At 67.2% G+C, this 15,578-nt stretch carries 14 protein-coding genes; 9 read left to right on the top strand and 5 right to left on the bottom strand.

The genetic code is table 11. The annotated features are described in order from the left end of the window. Positions 1–264: 264 nt before the first annotated feature. Positions 265–2,214 carry a M61 family metallopeptidase gene (locus AAIL17_RS02370; RefSeq protein WP_424681205.1) on the top strand — a complete coding sequence of 650 codons (1,950 nt, stop codon included), beginning with the start codon at positions 265–267 and terminating at the stop codon, positions 2,212–2,214. Between the two features lie 269 nt (positions 2,215–2,483). Here AAIL17_RS02370 and AAIL17_RS02365 read toward each other — a convergent pair whose 3' ends face one another. The 3 genes from AAIL17_RS02365 to AAIL17_RS02355 are packed head-to-tail and all read right to left on the bottom strand — an operon-like array spanning position 2,484 to position 4,748. Further along, on the bottom strand, positions 2,484–2,984 hold the full coding sequence (locus AAIL17_RS02365) for a hypothetical protein (RefSeq protein WP_424681204.1): 501 nt from the start codon (positions 2,982–2,984) through the stop codon (positions 2,484–2,486). Then, positions 2,984–3,445, bottom strand: a complete 462-nt coding sequence (locus tag AAIL17_RS02360; protein ID WP_424681203.1) for a hypothetical protein — start codon at positions 3,443–3,445, stop codon at positions 2,984–2,986. The genes AAIL17_RS02365 and AAIL17_RS02360 overlap by 1 nt, the downstream gene beginning before the upstream one ends. 1 nt (position 3,446) lies before the next feature. Further along, positions 3,447–4,748, bottom strand: a complete 1,302-nt coding sequence (locus tag AAIL17_RS02355; protein WP_424681202.1) for a DUF6861 domain-containing protein — start codon at positions 4,746–4,748, stop codon at positions 3,447–3,449. A 195-nt stretch (positions 4,749–4,943) separates the two neighbouring features. On the opposite strand from AAIL17_RS02355, the gene AAIL17_RS02350 reads away from it, so the two are divergent. The 4 genes from AAIL17_RS02350 to AAIL17_RS02335 all read left to right on the top strand — a co-directional run bounded on the left by AAIL17_RS02350 (position 4,944) and on the right by AAIL17_RS02335 (position 10,163). Further along, positions 4,944–5,321, top strand: a complete 378-nt coding sequence (locus AAIL17_RS02350; RefSeq protein WP_424681201.1) for a PadR family transcriptional regulator — start codon at positions 4,944–4,946, stop codon at positions 5,319–5,321. Further along, positions 5,318–6,685 (top strand): permease prefix domain 1-containing protein, encoded by a 1,368-nt coding sequence (locus AAIL17_RS02345; RefSeq protein ID WP_424681200.1) that lies wholly within the window; start codon positions 5,318–5,320, stop codon positions 6,683–6,685. Before AAIL17_RS02350 ends, AAIL17_RS02345 begins: the two co-directional genes overlap by 4 nt. Positions 6,686–6,785: 100 nt before the next feature. Continuing rightward, complete coding sequence (locus tag AAIL17_RS02340) at positions 6,786–9,449, top strand: DUF3857 domain-containing protein (protein WP_424681199.1); 2,664 nt, start codon at positions 6,786–6,788, stop codon at positions 9,447–9,449. A 135-nt stretch (positions 9,450–9,584) separates the two neighbouring features. Continuing rightward, a complete protein-coding gene (locus AAIL17_RS02335; RefSeq protein ID WP_424681198.1) occupies positions 9,585–10,163 on the top strand; it encodes a redoxin domain-containing protein in 579 nt (192 codons plus the stop codon). Between the two features lie 56 nt (positions 10,164–10,219). Here AAIL17_RS02335 and AAIL17_RS02330 read toward each other — a convergent pair whose 3' ends face one another. Then, positions 10,220–11,020: a DUF2884 family protein gene (locus AAIL17_RS02330; RefSeq protein WP_424681197.1), complete on the bottom strand. Its 801-nt coding sequence runs from the start codon at positions 11,018–11,020 to the stop codon at positions 10,220–10,222. A gap of 243 nt (positions 11,021–11,263) precedes the next feature. Here AAIL17_RS02330 and AAIL17_RS02325 point away from each other — a divergent pair, with 243 nt between their 5' ends. From AAIL17_RS02325 to AAIL17_RS02310, 4 genes are all read left to right on the top strand, one after another. After that, positions 11,264–12,100 carry an SAM-dependent methyltransferase gene (locus AAIL17_RS02325; RefSeq protein ID WP_424681196.1) on the top strand — a complete coding sequence of 279 codons (837 nt, stop codon included), beginning with the start codon at positions 11,264–11,266 and terminating at the stop codon, positions 12,098–12,100. A 107-nt stretch (positions 12,101–12,207) separates the two neighbouring features. Next, positions 12,208–12,480, top strand: coding sequence for a hypothetical protein (locus tag AAIL17_RS02320; protein ID WP_424681195.1), 273 nt, complete (start codon positions 12,208–12,210; stop codon positions 12,478–12,480). A gap of 19 nt (positions 12,481–12,499) precedes the next feature. Further along, the gene (locus AAIL17_RS02315; RefSeq protein WP_424681194.1) at positions 12,500–14,278 is read left to right on the top strand and encodes a GGDEF domain-containing protein; all 1,779 of its coding nucleotides are present in this window, start codon (positions 12,500–12,502) and stop codon (positions 14,276–14,278) included. 90 nt (positions 14,279–14,368) lie between these two features. Continuing rightward, positions 14,369–14,578 carry a DUF4287 domain-containing protein gene (locus tag AAIL17_RS02310; protein ID WP_424681193.1) on the top strand — a complete coding sequence of 70 codons (210 nt, stop codon included), beginning with the start codon at positions 14,369–14,371 and terminating at the stop codon, positions 14,576–14,578. An 86-nt stretch (positions 14,579–14,664) separates the two neighbouring features. Here the strand turns inward: AAIL17_RS02310 and AAIL17_RS02305 are convergent, their stop codons facing one another. After that, on the bottom strand, positions 14,665–15,501 hold the full coding sequence (locus tag AAIL17_RS02305) for a class I SAM-dependent methyltransferase (protein WP_424681192.1): 837 nt from the start codon (positions 15,499–15,501) through the stop codon (positions 14,665–14,667). Positions 15,502–15,578: the final 77 nt, after the last annotated feature.

Raw genomic sequence — 15,578 nt, 5'->3', positions numbered from 1 at the left:
TCAACGCGACGGATTAGAACACTTCCGGTTCTGCCGTGTCCCTCCCGGAACAGGACGCCTGCTGACTTCGGCAGGCGGTGCTACGAGTGTGCAGGATGGTCCCAAAAGCTTTTGTTGGCTGACCACCGTCAGCGGCGCGCAGTAGGGAAGGGACCTAAAAGGCGCACGATCCTGCGTTCACTTTGGAGGCTGGCTTCCGGCGGATGCCCACGGGTGCACGGAGTGCTAAGTTCCGGGGCTTGCCCACCTGCTGTCGGAGCTCCCATGTCCCGTGCCACTCCCACTGGTTCGCCGGTCGCCAGGCTTCGCCGCTTTCCGGCGCTGGCCCTTGCCGTGTCGATGGCTTTCGCTGCAGGCACCGCCTGCGCGCAGTCGCGCAGTGCCGACGTGCCGCCGCCGCAGGACACACCTTATCCCGGCACGGTGGCGATCCACGTCGATGCCAGCGACACAGCGCAGGGCATCTTCCGTGTCCACGAAACGGTGCCGGTGCAGCCGGGCGCGTTGACGCTGCTGTATCCGAAGTGGATCCCCGGCGACCATTCGCCGAGCGGTCCAGTCGCCATGCTGGCGGGGCTCAGGGTCAGTGCCAACGGCAAACCGCTGAAGTGGACGCGCGACAAGTACGACGTATATGCCTTCCACCTCGACGTTCCAGCCGGCGTCTCCTCGGTCGACGTGGACTTCCAGTACCTGTCCAGCCGCGACGGCGGCTACGAGATGACCGACCGCATGCTGGACCTGGAGTGGAACAAGGTGGCGCTGTATCCGGCCGGCCATTTTTCGCGTGGCATTACCTTCAAGCCCAGCGTAACCCTGCCGCAGGGATGGCAGTTCGGCAGCGCGCTGGAGACGGCCTCGCGCTCGGGCGATACCACGACCTTCAAGCTGGTGCCGTTCAACACGCTGGTCGACTCGCCGATCTATGCAGGGCAGTACTTCAAGCGCGTCGACCTCACCCCCGCGGGCGGTGCGCCGGTGCACCTGGACATCGTCGCCGATGCGCCGAAATACCTCGAGATGACGCCGGAGCAGGTCAAGGTGCATCGCGCGCTGGTGGCGCAGGCGGCCAAGCTGTTCGGCTCGCACCATTACGACCACTACGACTTCCTGTTCTCGCTGTCGGACCAGTTGGGCGGCAATGGCCTGGAACACCACCAGTCCAGCGAGAACGGCCTGGGCGCCGACTACTTCACCGCCTGGGCGGACTCCGCGCCCGGCCGCGACCTGCTTGCGCACGAGTACACGCATTCGTGGAACGGCAAGTTCCGCCGACCGGCCGACCTGTGGACGCCCAACTTCAACGTGCCGATGGGTGATTCGCTGCTATGGGTGTACGAGGGACAGACCCAGTACTGGGGCTTCGTGCTGACTGCGCGCTCGGGCATGTGGTCGCCGCAGGAGTTCCGCGACGCGCTGGCCATGGTCGCGGCGAACTACGACCGCAACCGCGAAGGCTTCCAGTGGCGCACGCTGGAGGACACCACCAACGACCCGACCGCCGCGCACCGCACCGGCCTGCCGTACCGCAGCTGGCAGATGAGCGAGGAGTACTACAGCGCGGGGCAGATGGTCTGGCTGGAGGTGGACGCCAAGCTGCGCTCGCTCACGCATGACAAGAAGTCGCTGGACGATTTCGCGCGCGCCTTCTTCGGCGTCGACAACGGCAGCTTCGTCACCCGGACCTACACCTTCGACGACGTGGTGGCGGCGCTGAACGGCGTGGCGCCCTATGACTGGGCGAGCCTCCTGCGCGCGCACGTCGATACGCTCGACCCGCCGCTGCTGGACGGCCTCGAAGGCACCGGTTGGAAGCTGGTCTACACCGACCAGCCGAGCGCCTACGAGAAGCAGTACGACAGCCGGCCGCAATCGCCGCGCCACCTGTTCAACGTCACCTGGTCGATCGGCCTGACCATGGGCGCGGATGGCGAGATCAACGACGTGCGCTGGGACGGTCCGGCCTTCAGGGCCGGCGTGAGCACCGGCGCCACGATCGTGGCGGTGAACGGCAAGGACTATTCGAAGGACGTGCTCAAGGACGCGATCGCGGCGGCAAAGGGCGGCAAGGAGCCGATCAAGCTGCTGCTGAAGTTCCAGGGCGGCTACCGGACCGCGGCGGTGGATTACCACGGTGGCCTGCAGTATCCGCACCTGGTGCGGGTGGAGGGCACGCCGGATTACCTGAGCCAGATCATCGCACCGCGCCGGTAGGGCTGGCGTCGTTCGGGCGAGGGGGTTCGTCGCGCCTTTTTTTTACGCCGCCAGCGGGCGATAGTGGGCTGAATCACCACCCAGGTCTTTTCTGGTCGAAGGCCCCGGGATCCAGCGACCGTATAAGTTAGCGCGTCGGGCTTTTCGGCTCCATGCGAAGCGTCAAGGCAAAACCCGTCCGGCAATTGGTGGAGTGGAATGCGTGGTGCCGTTGCACTCTATCCGCATGGTGTCTGGCCTGGTTTCGGAAGGGGCAAAGCGCGGATGCCTCACGTCCAAGGCACCCACTCCAGCTTCGTCAGCTTCAAAGTCGCAGGATCGTAGTGGGCCTCATAAAGCGGTAGCGCGTCGCGCGGTTTGCCTTGGAGATGGCGTCGAACCTGGATGCCCAGGACAATTTTCCCGCCGCCCACGCCAATCGAATCGAAACAACAGCTGTCTCCTGGCACGAAGAAATTCGAGTCCCGATAGGGATTGGTGATGCGTGCGCGAATTTCGCCGGGCGGACTCAGCACCACTACGTTGTCGCTACCGAATCGATCGGCGCTTTGAAGCACCACGATGCCTTGTCCATCCGGCAGCGGTTGAGCCGTCAAGGTAGCGCTGCCATCGACAGGTCGGGTGTACACCCGACCTTCGTGCGTCCACTCGAACGCCTTCGGATGGAATGCCGGGTCGTTGATCTGGTCCAGCAGCAGGACCGACGCGATGTATCGTCCTTGTTCGCTTCTGGCACCATTGAATCGGACGACGATGAAGTCGCTGACCATTACAGACCGAGCGACTTCAGGAGGTCACGTTCTTTCGCCGCGTATTCGGCAGGAAAGTCCGACCGTCCGGATGCCAGTCCGTCGAATTTCGAGGCGAACTGGATCAACTGCGTCATCGCCACCTTCGCGTAGATGAAAAGGCCGCTGGACCGCGGCAGGTCCGAGCCGAGGATCGAGTCCAGCCTGTACTTCTTCCTGATTGCATCGAGCTCGTGCATGTCGGCTTCGAAGGAGCGGTTCGCCAATATCCGTCGCGCCATGCCGAGTTCGTATACCTTGCCGTTCCGGTCGGTCACGTTCGCACGAATGGAGGGGTGGTAATACTGTTCGGTACCGATCACCAGCCCAATGGAACCGTCAGACAACACGGCCTGGTAATCCTGGTCGTCTTCCACCGTGAAACCGAGGCCTTTGAGGTCCTGTAATGCGGATTTCAGGGCCGTGCCGTAGGGCTCGATCATTTCATTCTCCCGGTTTGGCCATCAAACCCGTACTTGCATCATAGCGGTAGCCATTTTTCGCCAGGTACTGCATTTCACGGCCGAAGCCTGTGAGGCTCCCATCCTGCTTGACGAGCACGTCCAGAGTCGGTCGCGTTGCGATATAGATGGGGTCGCCGCGACGCATGGCCGCATCCAGGAAGGGCGCGTTCACCTGTGTCCAGAACTGTTCGGGCGTCCGGGTGCTGAACATGGAGTCAGGAACGTTCAGGACGTTGAATCCGCCCGGCTTTGCGCCGAAGTTCGTCGTCTTCGGATAGGCAAGCTGGCCGTTGATGATGCCGTTCATGTCCGAGGAAAAGCTGCCCAACACAGTGGTTGTCTTTCCTTCGGACGGCCGAATGGAAATACCGCTCGAGGTGGAGATGCTCTCCGGGACCTTTCCGTATTTGCCGCCAGCAGAGGGCTTTTTGGAGTCGCTGGCAGGGGGCGTTTTCGTGCCTGATGTGCCGGCGTCCTTGGGGCGTGCTTTTCGAACTGGGGGCGATGCGCGTGGTGCATCGGTCGCGCTTCCCGTGGCGACCGGTGACTCGGCGGGCTGCAAGCGTGGTTCCGCTTTGAGCTTGCCCTCGTTCTTCACCAGCCACCGGGAGAATTTCGGCCCGAGCTTGCTGGCGCGCACGCTCTGGGCCAGTTCGCCGACACTGCCGCGCCCTTTGGACAGATAGGCCACGATGCCGACGAGCAACAGCACGAACATCGCCACGTGGCCGCGGGCCAGGGTCTGCGCGGCGCGGCCGATCGCGGCGTGGTCCTCGTGCACGGCCTGCCGTGGCAGCGACGCTGGCCGCGCGGCGCGCCAGGCTTCCTGGATGCCTCGCCAGTAGATGCGCACGATCCGCGGCATGTCGCGCACGATGTAGGTGGCGATGGCCTCCAGGCCCATGAAGGCGAGGATCCACTCGCCCAGTTGCGCGCCGGCAGTGGCGCCCAGTGCCGCGCCAGGCAGGGCGCCCACGCCCGCGCCGCCGAGGCCGCCTGCGATGCCGCCGATGAGCGCGCCTCCCCCGGTGGTGGCGACCATCACCAGCAGGCATTCGCGGAGGATCGCGACGATGCCGCCGATGACGTCTTCCAGTTCGAGATCATGGAACTCGCGCAGGATCTCGCGTACCGCCAATCCCTCGGACTGTGCGAGTGCCCGGCGCAGGCAATCGGTGCGGGCGAGCAGCAGCCCGGCTTCGTCGCGCGCGCTCGCGATGGTGCTGGCGACCTGGTGTTCCAGTTGCTGCCACGAGCTGCGCATCCCGCCTGCCATCGTCATCCCTTCCGTGGGCGTGCGGCCCGCTACGGGCCGGCGCGCAGGATACATGGGCATGCCGGTTGCCTGGCAAATCGCTGCTCATGGCATGTCGATGGGCAGGCAATTCAACGGGATCCGCTTGAATACCTTGCACAGCAATGTATAGTGCTGCCAGGTAAGTACCTGCACCCATCCCGCCACTCGCCAGGCGACGCCATGGATTTCAGCAAGGACCTGATGGCCGCTTCCTCGACCCCGATCGTGCTGGCGATCCTGGCCGAGGGGGACAGCTACGGCTACGCGATCCTCAAGCGCGTGCAGGAGCTCTCCGGCGGGCACATGCAATGGACCGACGGCATGCTCTACCCGGTGCTGCACCGGCTGGAGCGGCTCGGCCATATCGAGGCCCGCTGGGAGGTCGCCGAAAGCGGCCGCCGCCGCAAGTACTACCGCATCACGTCCGGGGGCCGTAAGCAGCTCGCCGAGGAACGCCGCCAATGGGAGGCGGTGGACGCGACGCTGCGCGGCATCTGGCACGCGCTTTCCATCCCGATCGCACGCACCGCGCCACTGCTGGGAGGAGCTCTCCGATGACCACGCCGGCCAACGCACTCTCGCTGGAAGAACAGATCGACCGCTGGCGCAGCTACCTGGCCCGTCGGCGCGCCATCCAGGCCGTCGACGTGGCGGAGCTGGAGGACCACCTGCGCGAGCAGATCGCCGGGTTGACCGAAGCGGGGCTTGCCACCGACGAGGCGTTCCTGATCGCGGTCAAGCGCATGGGCGACCTCGATGCGATCTCGCGCGAGTTCGCGCGCGAACATTCCGAGCGGCTGTGGAAGCAACTGGTGATGCCCGGCGTCGATACCGCCGCCGCGTCGGCCGTGCGCAGCGACGCGGTCGCCGCGTTCGGCTGCGCGATCATCGCGGCCGTGCTGATGAAGCTGCCGGCGTTGTTCGGGCTGGACCTGCAGGCCGATGCCGACTTCTACGCGCGCAACGTGAGCCTGTTCGTACTGCTCCCGCTGACCGCATACTTCGCGTGGAAACGCAGGCTCGCGCCCGCCACGCTGCGCTGGCTGCCGGTGGCGTTCGCGCTGGCCGCGGTGTTCGCCAATGCCTACCCGTTCGCCCCCCGCGGCGACACGCTGGTGCTCACCGTCCTGCACCTGCCGATCGCGCTCTGGCTGGTCGTGGGCATCACCTACGCCGGCGGTCGCTGGAACCAGGTCGATGGCCGCATGGATTTCATCCGCTTCTCCGGCGAGCTGTTCATCTACTACGCGCTGATCGCGCTGGGCGGCGCCGTGTTGATGGCCTTCATGGCGATGATCTTCGAGGCCATCGGGATCAAGGTCGAACCGTTCTTCCAGTACTGGCTGCTGCCCTGCGGGGCCACCGGCGCGGTGCTGGTCGCGGCATGGCTGGTGGAAGCCAAGCAGAGCGTCATCGAGAACATGGCGCCGGTGCTCACGCAGTTGTTCACGCCGATGTTCGCGGCCGTGCTGATCGCGTTCCTGGGCATCTGGCTGTTCGCCGGGCAGGGGCTGCCGATCGACCGCAACGTGCTGATCGCCTTCGACGTGCTGCTGGCGCTGGTGCTGTGCCTGCTGCTGTATTCCATCTCGGCGCGCGATCCGCGTTCGCCGCCGGGCGTGTTCGACGTGGTGCGCGTGGTGCTGGTGATCAGTGCGCTGCTGGCCGATGCGGTGGCGCTGTCGGCCATCGCCGCGCGCATTTCCGAGTTCGGCTTCACTCCCAACCGCGTGGCCGCGCTGGGCGAGAACGTGATCCTGCTGGTCAACCTGGCATGGTCGGCGGTGCTGTACATCCGCTTCCTGCGGGCGCGCGGATCGTTCGGTGCACTGGAGCGCTGGCAGACCGGCTACCTGCCGGTCTATGCCGGCTGGGCGGCGCTGGTGGTGATCGTGTTCCCGCCGCTGTTCGGCTACATCTGATCTGCCGCGCCGGGATCTTGCCCGGCGATGGCGATCCGCTAGCATCGGGGCCCTGGGGGAAAACCGGAGCGGAACATTGGCCAGGTATGGGGCGCACCCCGTGCGCGGTGCTGTGGGCGTGTGGCGGGGTGCCGGGCGGTGGCTGCTGGCGGCGCTGGTCGGGGTGGCGGCATGGGCGCCCTCGTTCGGGCAGGCCGCTGAGTACACCGTCGGTCCGGTACCGGCCTGGGTGGTTGCAGGCAAGCCCGGCATCGCCACGGCGGCCCAACGGGGCAAGAGCAGCGACGGGGTCGCCTACCTGTTGTCCGACAGCCAGGTGCTGGCTGGGGAGAACGAGCGCGTGGCCTACCACCGGCTGGTCAGCACGGCGCTCAACGCCAGCGGCGTCGAATCGATCGCGGACATCGAAATCCCGTTCGATCCGTCCTACCAGACGCTGGTGCTGCACTCGATAGACATCGTGCGTAACGGCCGGGTGATCCCGAAGCTCGCTACCGCCCGCATCCATGTCCTCCAGCGCGAGGCCGGCCTGGAAGCGCGGATCTACGACGGCAGCAAGACGCTCAACGTGTTCCTGGACGACGTCCGCGTGGGCGACACCGTCGACTATGCCTACAGCCGGATCGGCCGCAACCCGGTGTTCAAGGGGCGCGACTTCGGCGCGGTCGCGTTGCAGTACGGCACGCCGGTGGCGCGCATCCGCGCGCGGCTGCTGGTGCCGCAGGGCGAAAAGCTCACGCTGGCGCAGCGCCACACCGCGACGCCGGCGGTGGTGAGCGAGCACGATGGGTTGCGCGACTACCGCTGGAACGTGGCCGACGCGCCCGCGCTGACGGTGGAGGAGGGCGCGCCGGACTGGTACTCGCCCTACGCCGAGGTCGCCTGGAGTGAATTTCCCGACTGGGCGGCGGTGGCCCGCTGGGCGCAACCGCTCTACCAGCCACCGGCCACCCTGGACCCGGCGCTACAGGCACAGGTCGAACGCATCCGCGCGAGCGCGCCCACGGCGGCCGAGCGCATGCTGGCCGCGCTGCGGCTGGTGCAGGGAGAGGTGCGCTACCTGGGCATCGAGATCGGCCAGAACTCGCATGCGCCCACTCCCCCGGCGACGGTCTTCGCGCGCCGCTTCGGCGACTGCAAGGACAAGACGCTGCTCACGCTGACCCTGCTGCAGCGGCTCGGCATCGAGGCCCACGCGGCGCTGGTCAACACCGGCCTGCGACGTGGCATCGCCGACCGCTTGCCGAGCCCCGGCGTGTTCGACCACGTGCTGGTGCAGGCGCGCATCGGCGAGCGCACCTGGTGGCTCGACCCGACCCGCGAAACGCAGTTGGCCGACCTCGCGCACCTCTACCAGCCGGACTACGGGCTGGCGCTGGTCGTCGATGCGCGCAGTACCGGCCTCACTGCCATGAAGCAGCCGGATGCGCCCTCCGTCGCGCGCGACATCCACGTGGTGCTCGATGCCAGCGCAGGCCTCGACAAGCCGGTGCGCTACACGGTGGAAACCGTCACCCGCGGCGGGCCGGCCGAATCGCTGCGCGCGGCGCTGTCCTCGAACAGCCTGGACGACCTGCAGAAGCGCTATCTCAACTTCTACGCCAACGACTATCCGCACATCGCTGTGGCCGCGCCGATGCAGGTGCGCGACGACAAGCCGGGCAACCGCATCACCACCACCGAGAACTACACCATCGCCGACATGGCCAAGCCCGCCGCCGACGGCAAGGGCAAGGTGGCGGACATCTACACGCCCGACATCGTCGAATCGCTGCGCGATCCGCGGGTGACCATCCGCAACGCACCGCTGCAGATCGCCTTCCCGGTGGAGGTGAGCCAGCGCACCGAGATCCTGTTGCCGGAAACCTGGCCGGTCAAGGCGGAAACCACCACGGTGGCCGACCCCGCGTTCCGCTACGAGAGGAGCGTGAAGCTGGATGGCCTGCGACTGGTCATCACCCAGCATCTGCAGACGCTCACCGACGAGGTCGCGGCGGCCGACATGCCGCGCTACCTCGCCAACCTGCAACGCGCCCGCGAGCAGACAGGCTACGAGCTGTGGTGGAACAAGCCGCTGGCGGGGCCGTCGGTGCCCAGGGCATCCGGGCTGGACCGCATGAACTGGCCGGTCGCGCTGCTCGCACTCGCCATGCTCGGGTTCTTCGTATGGCTGGCCCGGCGCGTCTACCGCTACGACCCGCCGCCGGCGCTGGATCGCGGCAACCAACTGGTCGGCATCGGCGGCTGGCTGGTCGTGCTGGCGCTGGTGCTGCTGCTGCGGCCGCTGGTGTTCGGTTCGTCCCTGATCCAGTTGGTGCACGTCATGTCGGTCGACCAGTGGACGGCGCTGACCACCTACGGGGGCCCGTCGTACAACGCGCTGTGGGCTCCCCTGCTGCTGTTCGAGCTGGCCGCGGCGATCGCGCAGCTGGTGTTCTCGGTGTTGCTGCTGGTGCTGTTCTTCCGGTGCCGCAGCAGCTTTCCGCGCGTGGCCATGGTGCTGCTGGCGGTGGCGCTGGTGATCCAGGTCGGCGATCTGCTGCTGGCGAAGCTGCTGCCGACCATCACGGTCAATCCGAAGGACGTATCGCAAGCGGTCGGCGCTGCTGTCGGCGTGGCGCTGTGGTCGGGCTACCTGTGGCAGTCCGAACGCGTGAAGTCGACGTTCGTCCGGCGCCATCGCGTGGATGTGCCGCCGCCCTTGCCGCAGGCGAGGCGCGTGGTCGCGGAAGAGCCGGTGGCAGTGGTCGATGAAGCCGGTTGATCGTTCCCGTACGGCAGTGGTGCTGGCCAGGCCTGCCCCTCCGCGCAACCGATGGCCGGTTTCGAAGCACCCACGGTGCTGGCCTGCCACGGCAGCCACACGTAGTCCGATCCAGCCAGGAACAGGGGAATTCCGATGAGACTGAACGCACCCTCCAAGGCACCGCTTTTGCACTTCGTCGACATCTACGGCAAGCGCGTCGACATCGGCGGATCCGGGCGCCGCACCCTGCTGTGCTTCTTTCGCGACGCCGCCTGTCCGTTCTGCAATTTCCGCATCTACGAGCTGACCAGCCAGCATGCGGCATTGCAGGCGCTGGGCCTGGACATCGTCGCGGTGTTCACCTCGACGCCGGAGGCGGTGCAACGCTTCGTGGCGCGCAAGCCCAGGCCGTTCAGCGTGATCGCCGACCCGACCTCGCACGCCCATGAAACCTACGGCATCGAGCGTTCGCTCTGGCGCAAGCTCAAGGGCATCGTCACGCGCGTGCCCACGCTGATCAAGGGCCTGCGCATCGTGGGACTTGCGGGCCTGAACACCACCAACCTGATGCCCGCGGACTTCCTGATCGACGAGCACGGCAACATCGCCGAGGCCTACTACGGCGGCGATGCCGGCGACCGCATCCCGCTCGATCGCGTGGAGCTGTTCCTCGCGCGGGGCCTGATCGCGCGGGTGTCGGGCAAGCCGGCCGAGTCCGCCGTTTCGCCCTGAAGCAGGAGCGGGCGAGGCGGCCGCCGGAGGTCCCGGCGGGCGCGTGCGCGCGGGCGTCAGCGGCTCTCGTGCCCGGCGATCGCGGTGGCATCTGGCGGCGTGTCCGCCGGCCGCGGTTCGATCATCACCAGCGGCGCGCCGGCATAGCGGTAGTCCAGCGCATCCTGCAACTGGCGCAGCTTGTCGACCCGCGCGCAGAGCGCCTGGGCCTGGCGCTGCAGCACGGCGCTGCGTGCTTCGACCAGCTTGTCCACTTCACGGTCCACGCGGTCGGCGCGCTCGTCCAGCCGGTGCGCGCGTCCGGTGAACACTGCCCACAAGGCGCTTCGCACGAGGCCGTGGGCCGCTTCCTCGGCCGCCTGCGTGACGTCCGCTTCGAACGTTTCGGCGAACTCCTGCTGGTTCCAGCGGCCTTCGCCGAGGCTGCCTCTGATGTCGTCCAGCGCGCGGTCGCGATGGCTTTCGATCCGGCGCGCCTTGCGCTCGCTCCCGGTCATGGTGCGGATCACCCCGGCCAGCGCATCGAAGGTGAGCTCGACCGAATCGTGGGCGATGCCCGCGACCTCGGGCATCAGGACGCGCGCTTCCTGCTCCATCTCCCGCAGGCGCAGCGCGTCGTCGTCGTCGATGGGCTGCGGCTGGCGGTCGACGCTGAGCGAGCCGTCGTGGATGAAGATCTCGCTGGGCGAACCGCCGTCGCGCCGTAGCCAGACGCCCGCGTCATCGATCCGCACGTCGTAGGGCGTGGCCAGGCCGCACGATTGCGCGGAAAGGTCCGGCGCCTTCGCAGTGTCGGCGCGCGCCGCACCGGCGGCGAGCGCGCACAGGCCGGCGACGATGAGGATGGCGTGGCGCATGGCATTCCATTGGGATCGATGGTGGAACGATCCTGCCCCGCCCAGCGCGGGCGCACGCGTGCGAAAAGTCATCCCGCCGTCCGGCGCCATCACGGCGGTTTCCCTGTATGCCCGCCGGCACGCTGGCATCCGGCGGCCCGACCGAGGTGCAGCACACCCCGTGAGCCTTCCGGCCCGCCGCCGGACCACCTGCAACGATGGCCGCGATCGCGTTCTCCGCCGCAGTTCCCCTACTATCGCGCCATGAATAATCCCGCTTCCCTGGCGACCAACGACACGCGGCGCGGCAGCCTTGCCTGCGTCGGCATGGGCATGACCCTCGGCTCGCACCTCACGCCGCTGGCGCGCAGCCACATCGAGCAGGCGGACGTGGTGTTCGCCGGGCTCTCCGACGGCATCGTGGAGCTGTGGCTGCAGCGCATGCACCCGGACGTGCGCAGCCTCCAGCCCTATTACCGCGAAGGCAAATCGCGCCTGCAGACCTATCGGGAATGGGTCGAGCTGATGATGGCCGAGGTACGCGCCGGCAAGCGCGTGTGCGGGGTGTTCTACGGGCACCCGGGCATCTTCGCCTGGTCGCCGCACAAGGCCATCGAGGCGGCCCGCGCCGAGGGCTTCCAGGCGCACATGGAACCGGGCGTGTCCGCCGAGGATTGCCTGTACGCCGACCTCGGCATCGACCCGGGCCGCTTCGGCTGCCAGCACTTCGAGGCAAGCCAGTTGCTGTTCTATGAGCGGCGCATCGATCCCACCGGCTACCTGGTGCTGTGGCAGGTCGCGCTGGTCGGCGACCGCTCGCTCGGGCGGTTCGCAACCGGCCCGGCCTACCGCCAATTGCTGGTCGACCTGCTGGTCCAGGACTATCCGCCGGAACATGAGGTGATCATCTACCGGGCTGCCACCCTTCCGATCGAGGATCCCGGCATCAGGCGCGTCGCCCTGCGTGACCTTCCCCACGTGCCGATGAGCGCGGAGGAAACGCTGGTGCTTCCTCCGGCCTTTCCGCTCAGGCCGAACCGGGCCATGCACACGCGCCTTGCTGAACTGGATTCGATGGAGCAGGCCGGATCAATCGCATAATAATGGACAGGGTCCGAACGGACGCCGGGGGGCGGCCCACACGGACACGTTCCGAATCAGGGGGCCCATACGGGGTCTTCGCTACTGCCACGCACAGGGGAACAACGATGACAGACACTATCGAGCTGCTGGAAGCGATCGGCCGCGACGCCACCTTGCGCCACACGCCAGCTGGCGAGATGGCGCAACTGCTTGAGCGCGCGCAGGCGTCCGCGGCGCTGGTTGCGGCGGCCGCATCGGGCGACAGCTCGAAGCTCGCGGCGGAATTCGGTCAATTCCCCAACCAGTCGCCGCAGGTCAGCCAGATGCCTGCCCGCGAAGACGAGGAGCCGGCAGAAGACGAGCCGCTCGAGGTTCCTGTTCCCGGCAGCAAGTCCTAGTCTGCCAGGGCACTTCGCCATGACCCGGCCATCAAGCCGCGTCCGCGCCTGGCCCATATGGGCTGGGCTGGCTTGGTGCCTGCTCGCTCAGGCTGGCCATGCCGGTGCACCTGCCCTGGATCCGGGTCCGTTTCTCGAACAGGCTGAAGGTCTTCGGACCCGGGACCACCCGCAATTCGTGGCGATGCTGACCCGGATCCACCGTGAAGCACCACCTCTCACGCCGGCCCAGCAATGGCAGCTGCGTTACCTCGATGCCTGGGAAGCCATGTTCGAGGGCGACTACGCCTCCTCGGAAACGCGGCTGCGCGAGATCATCGAGCACTCCGGCAACGACGTGCTGGCAGCGAAGGCGTCGGGGTTGCTGCTGAACAATCTGGCGCTCAACCGCCGCTACGAAGACGCGTTCACCCTGGCCAATAGCCAGGCCTCCGGCCTTGTCCGGATCAAGGATCCACAGGCTCGATTCCTGCTCCTGTCGGACCTGTCGCAGATGCTCAACCTGGCTGGCCAGACCGATCTGGCGATCCAGTACGCACGCATGGCCGAGCAGGCCATGCCGCCCGGCGAGGATCTGTGCCGGCCGTTTTCGAGAGAGGTCGCTGCGCTGTACAACGGCAAGCGGTTGACCTCGGCCAGCCCGGAACTGCAGCGTGCCATCAGCGTGTGCGAGGTCGCCGGGCAGCCGGTTTTCACCCATACGATGCGACTGGTCCTGGTCAGCCTCTATCTGGAAGAGGGCAAGCCGTCCTCGGCGCTGGCGCTGCTCGATCGACTCTCCGCTGGCATCCGTGCCAGCGAATACTATCCGCACATCCTGTCGGCCAAGGTGCAGCGCGCGCAGGCGCTGGCCGCGCTCGGTCGCGACAAGGACGCGAGAGCCGCCGCCCTCGCCGCTGCGGCAATGGTCAAACCCGGCAGCATCGACGAGCTGTTGGCTGAGGCCTACGAGGTGCTCTACCGGATCGCGAAGAGGCAGGGCAACGATGCGGCCGCGCTAGCCTACTATGAGAAATACGTCGTCCAGGACAAGGGCTACCTCGATGACATCAGCGCCCGGACGCTGGCCTATGAAGTGGTCCAGCAGCACACGCTTGCCCAGAAGCTCGAAACGGAAAGGCTGAGCAAGCAGAACAACATCCTGCGCCTGCAACAGGCGCTGGACACCAAGGCGGTTGAGACCAGCCGGCTCTACATCGTGCTGCTGCTCTTGGGCCTCGCTTCCATCGTGCTGTGGCTGTTCCGGCTCAAGCGCTCGCAATTGCGCTTCAAGAAGCTCTCGCGGCAGGACAGCCTCACCGGCATCCTCAACCACCAGCATTTCGTCGGCCAGGCGGGCCGCGCCCTGCAGACGCTGGAGAGGCGGGTCGGCCATGCCTGCCTGGTGGTGTTCGACCTCGACCACTTCAAGCGCGTCAACGACACCCACGGGCATGCGATGGGCGACGAGGTGCTCAAGCGCGCGGTCGCCGTCTGCCAGCAGCAATTGCGCCCGTCGGACGTGTTCGGCCGGCTGGGCGGCGAGGAGTTCGGCATCCTGCTGCACGAGTGCTCGCGGCACCAGGGCATGGAGATCGCCAATCGCGTCCGTGCGGCGATCGCGGAGATGCCGATCCGTGGCGACGACTGCGCCATCGCCGTCTCGGCCAGCGTGGGCCTGGCCTCGACGGACACCTCCGGCTACGAACTGCAACGGCTCTGCAAGGAGGCGGACGCGGCGCTCTATCGCGCCAAGCGCGCCGGCCGCAATTGCGTCATGGGCGATATCGAGATCGACGGCGCGATGGCCCGGGCCTGAATCTGGGGCCGGTTGTCGATTCCTCCGCCTGCTTTTCGTCGTTCCTGCGCCCGCGGCTGATGGCCGCTTCCTGATGGACGGAGATTTCCCATGAGCGAGCAGACCAGGGTGCAAGGCCCGGCCTCGTATTTCCCCTCGATCGAGCAGCGCTACGGAAAGCCGGTCAGCCACTGGTTGGAGCTGCTGGCCAGCCTTGGCGAGCGCAAACACGCCGAGCAGGTGGCATGGCTGAAGGCCGAGCACGGCATGGGACATGGCCACGCCAACGCGCTGGTGGCCTTTCATCGCACGCGGGCGTGATTGCGCTGTCGCCGTCGCCCACGCATGCCGGCGATTGTGCTGCATCCTGCGCCGGGCGGATGCGACCCGGCGCATGAGCGCCGGCGCTAACGTCGTATCGCCAGCACGCCATCGAGCGCCAGCTGCGCCTTGAAGCCGGCTTGCTCCAGTCGCCTGGCCACCTCGCGAGGCACGTCGCGGCCGCTGGTGAGCCGGTTCGGGCTGCCGGTGTAGTGGAACAGGCGGCCGCCGCGGCGGAGCACGCGCGCGAGCTGGCCGTAGAACGCCTGCGAGTAGAGCTCGCCGGCGATGCCGAAGCGCGGCGGGTCGTGCAGCAGCGCGTCGACCGAAGCGTCGGCCATCTGCGTGATCGCTTCGGATATGTCGGCATGGGCCAACCGCAGGCGGCCATCGCTGGCGTCCGGATCGGACGACCACGGGTTGAGCGTGCGCAACCACAGCACGTCGGGGTTCTTCTCGAACGAATGGATGCGCGCCACGCCCGCCTCCAGGCAGCAGGCGGCGAAGTAGCCCAGCCCGCCGCAGGTATCGAGCACCACCTTGCCGCGCGGTTCGACCAGCGCCACCTTCGCGCGTGCATCCTCGAGCGGCGACTGCTTCGCCGTCGGCAGCATCTTGATGCCGTCGATCTCGAAGGTGGGCGTGCCCCATTCGGTCGGCACCAGTTTGATCAGCGAGCCGGCGTAGCGCGACACCGGCTCGAACGATTCGCCGTCCCAGTGGTAGATGGTGCGGTCCTTGAGTCTGTCGGGGTACGGGTAGGACCGGCCGAGCCATTGCCACGCGTCCGGCTGCAGCTGCGCGCGGGTGCGCGAGCGCTCCAGGTCCAGCGAGCCCTGCCACTCGTTCGAGCTCGCCTCCCGCGCGGCGAGCAAGGCATCGGCGACAGGGCGCGTGAGCAGGGGGCCGGAATAGTGCGGCACGTTGGGCGATCTCCTGGGCTTGCGCGTTGCAGCTGCGCGGGACTGCGCATCGTAGAGCAGGGCGCGTCCGCACTGCT

The sequence above is a fragment of the Frateuria sp. YIM B11624 genome, from assembly GCF_049727805.1.
Lineage (GTDB): Bacteria > Pseudomonadota > Gammaproteobacteria > Xanthomonadales > Rhodanobacteraceae > Frateuria_A.
Note: the sequence above shows the minus strand (reverse complement) of the source record. Positions and strands in the feature narration are given on the sequence as shown.

Bases quoted from the DNA above. Each gene is read 5' to 3' on its own strand.
- AAIL17_RS02325 (WP_424681196.1), top strand. From the start codon at position 11,264: ATGAATAATCCCGCTTCCCTGGCGACCAACGACACGCGGCGCGGCAGC.
- AAIL17_RS02310 (WP_424681193.1), top strand. From the start codon at position 14,369: ATGAGCGAGCAGACCAGGGTGCAAGGCCCGGCCTCGTATTTCCCCTCG.
- AAIL17_RS02365 (WP_424681204.1), bottom strand. From the start codon at position 2,984: ATGGTCAGCGACTTCATCGTCGTCCGATTCAATGGTGCCAGAAGCGAA.
- AAIL17_RS02320 (WP_424681195.1), top strand. From the start codon at position 12,208: ATGACAGACACTATCGAGCTGCTGGAAGCGATCGGCCGCGACGCCACC.
- AAIL17_RS02315 (WP_424681194.1), top strand. From the start codon at position 12,500: ATGACCCGGCCATCAAGCCGCGTCCGCGCCTGGCCCATATGGGCTGGG.
- AAIL17_RS02350 (WP_424681201.1), top strand. From the start codon at position 4,944: ATGGATTTCAGCAAGGACCTGATGGCCGCTTCCTCGACCCCGATCGTG.
- AAIL17_RS02360 (WP_424681203.1), bottom strand. From the start codon at position 3,445: ATGATCGAGCCCTACGGCACGGCCCTGAAATCCGCATTACAGGACCTC.
- AAIL17_RS02355 (WP_424681202.1), bottom strand. From the start codon at position 4,748: ATGACGATGGCAGGCGGGATGCGCAGCTCGTGGCAGCAACTGGAACAC.
- AAIL17_RS02370 (WP_424681205.1), top strand. From the start codon at position 265: ATGTCCCGTGCCACTCCCACTGGTTCGCCGGTCGCCAGGCTTCGCCGC.
- AAIL17_RS02335 (WP_424681198.1), top strand. From the start codon at position 9,585: ATGAGACTGAACGCACCCTCCAAGGCACCGCTTTTGCACTTCGTCGAC.
- AAIL17_RS02345 (WP_424681200.1), top strand. From the start codon at position 5,318: ATGACCACGCCGGCCAACGCACTCTCGCTGGAAGAACAGATCGACCGC.
- AAIL17_RS02330 (WP_424681197.1), bottom strand. From the start codon at position 11,020: ATGCGCCACGCCATCCTCATCGTCGCCGGCCTGTGCGCGCTCGCCGCC.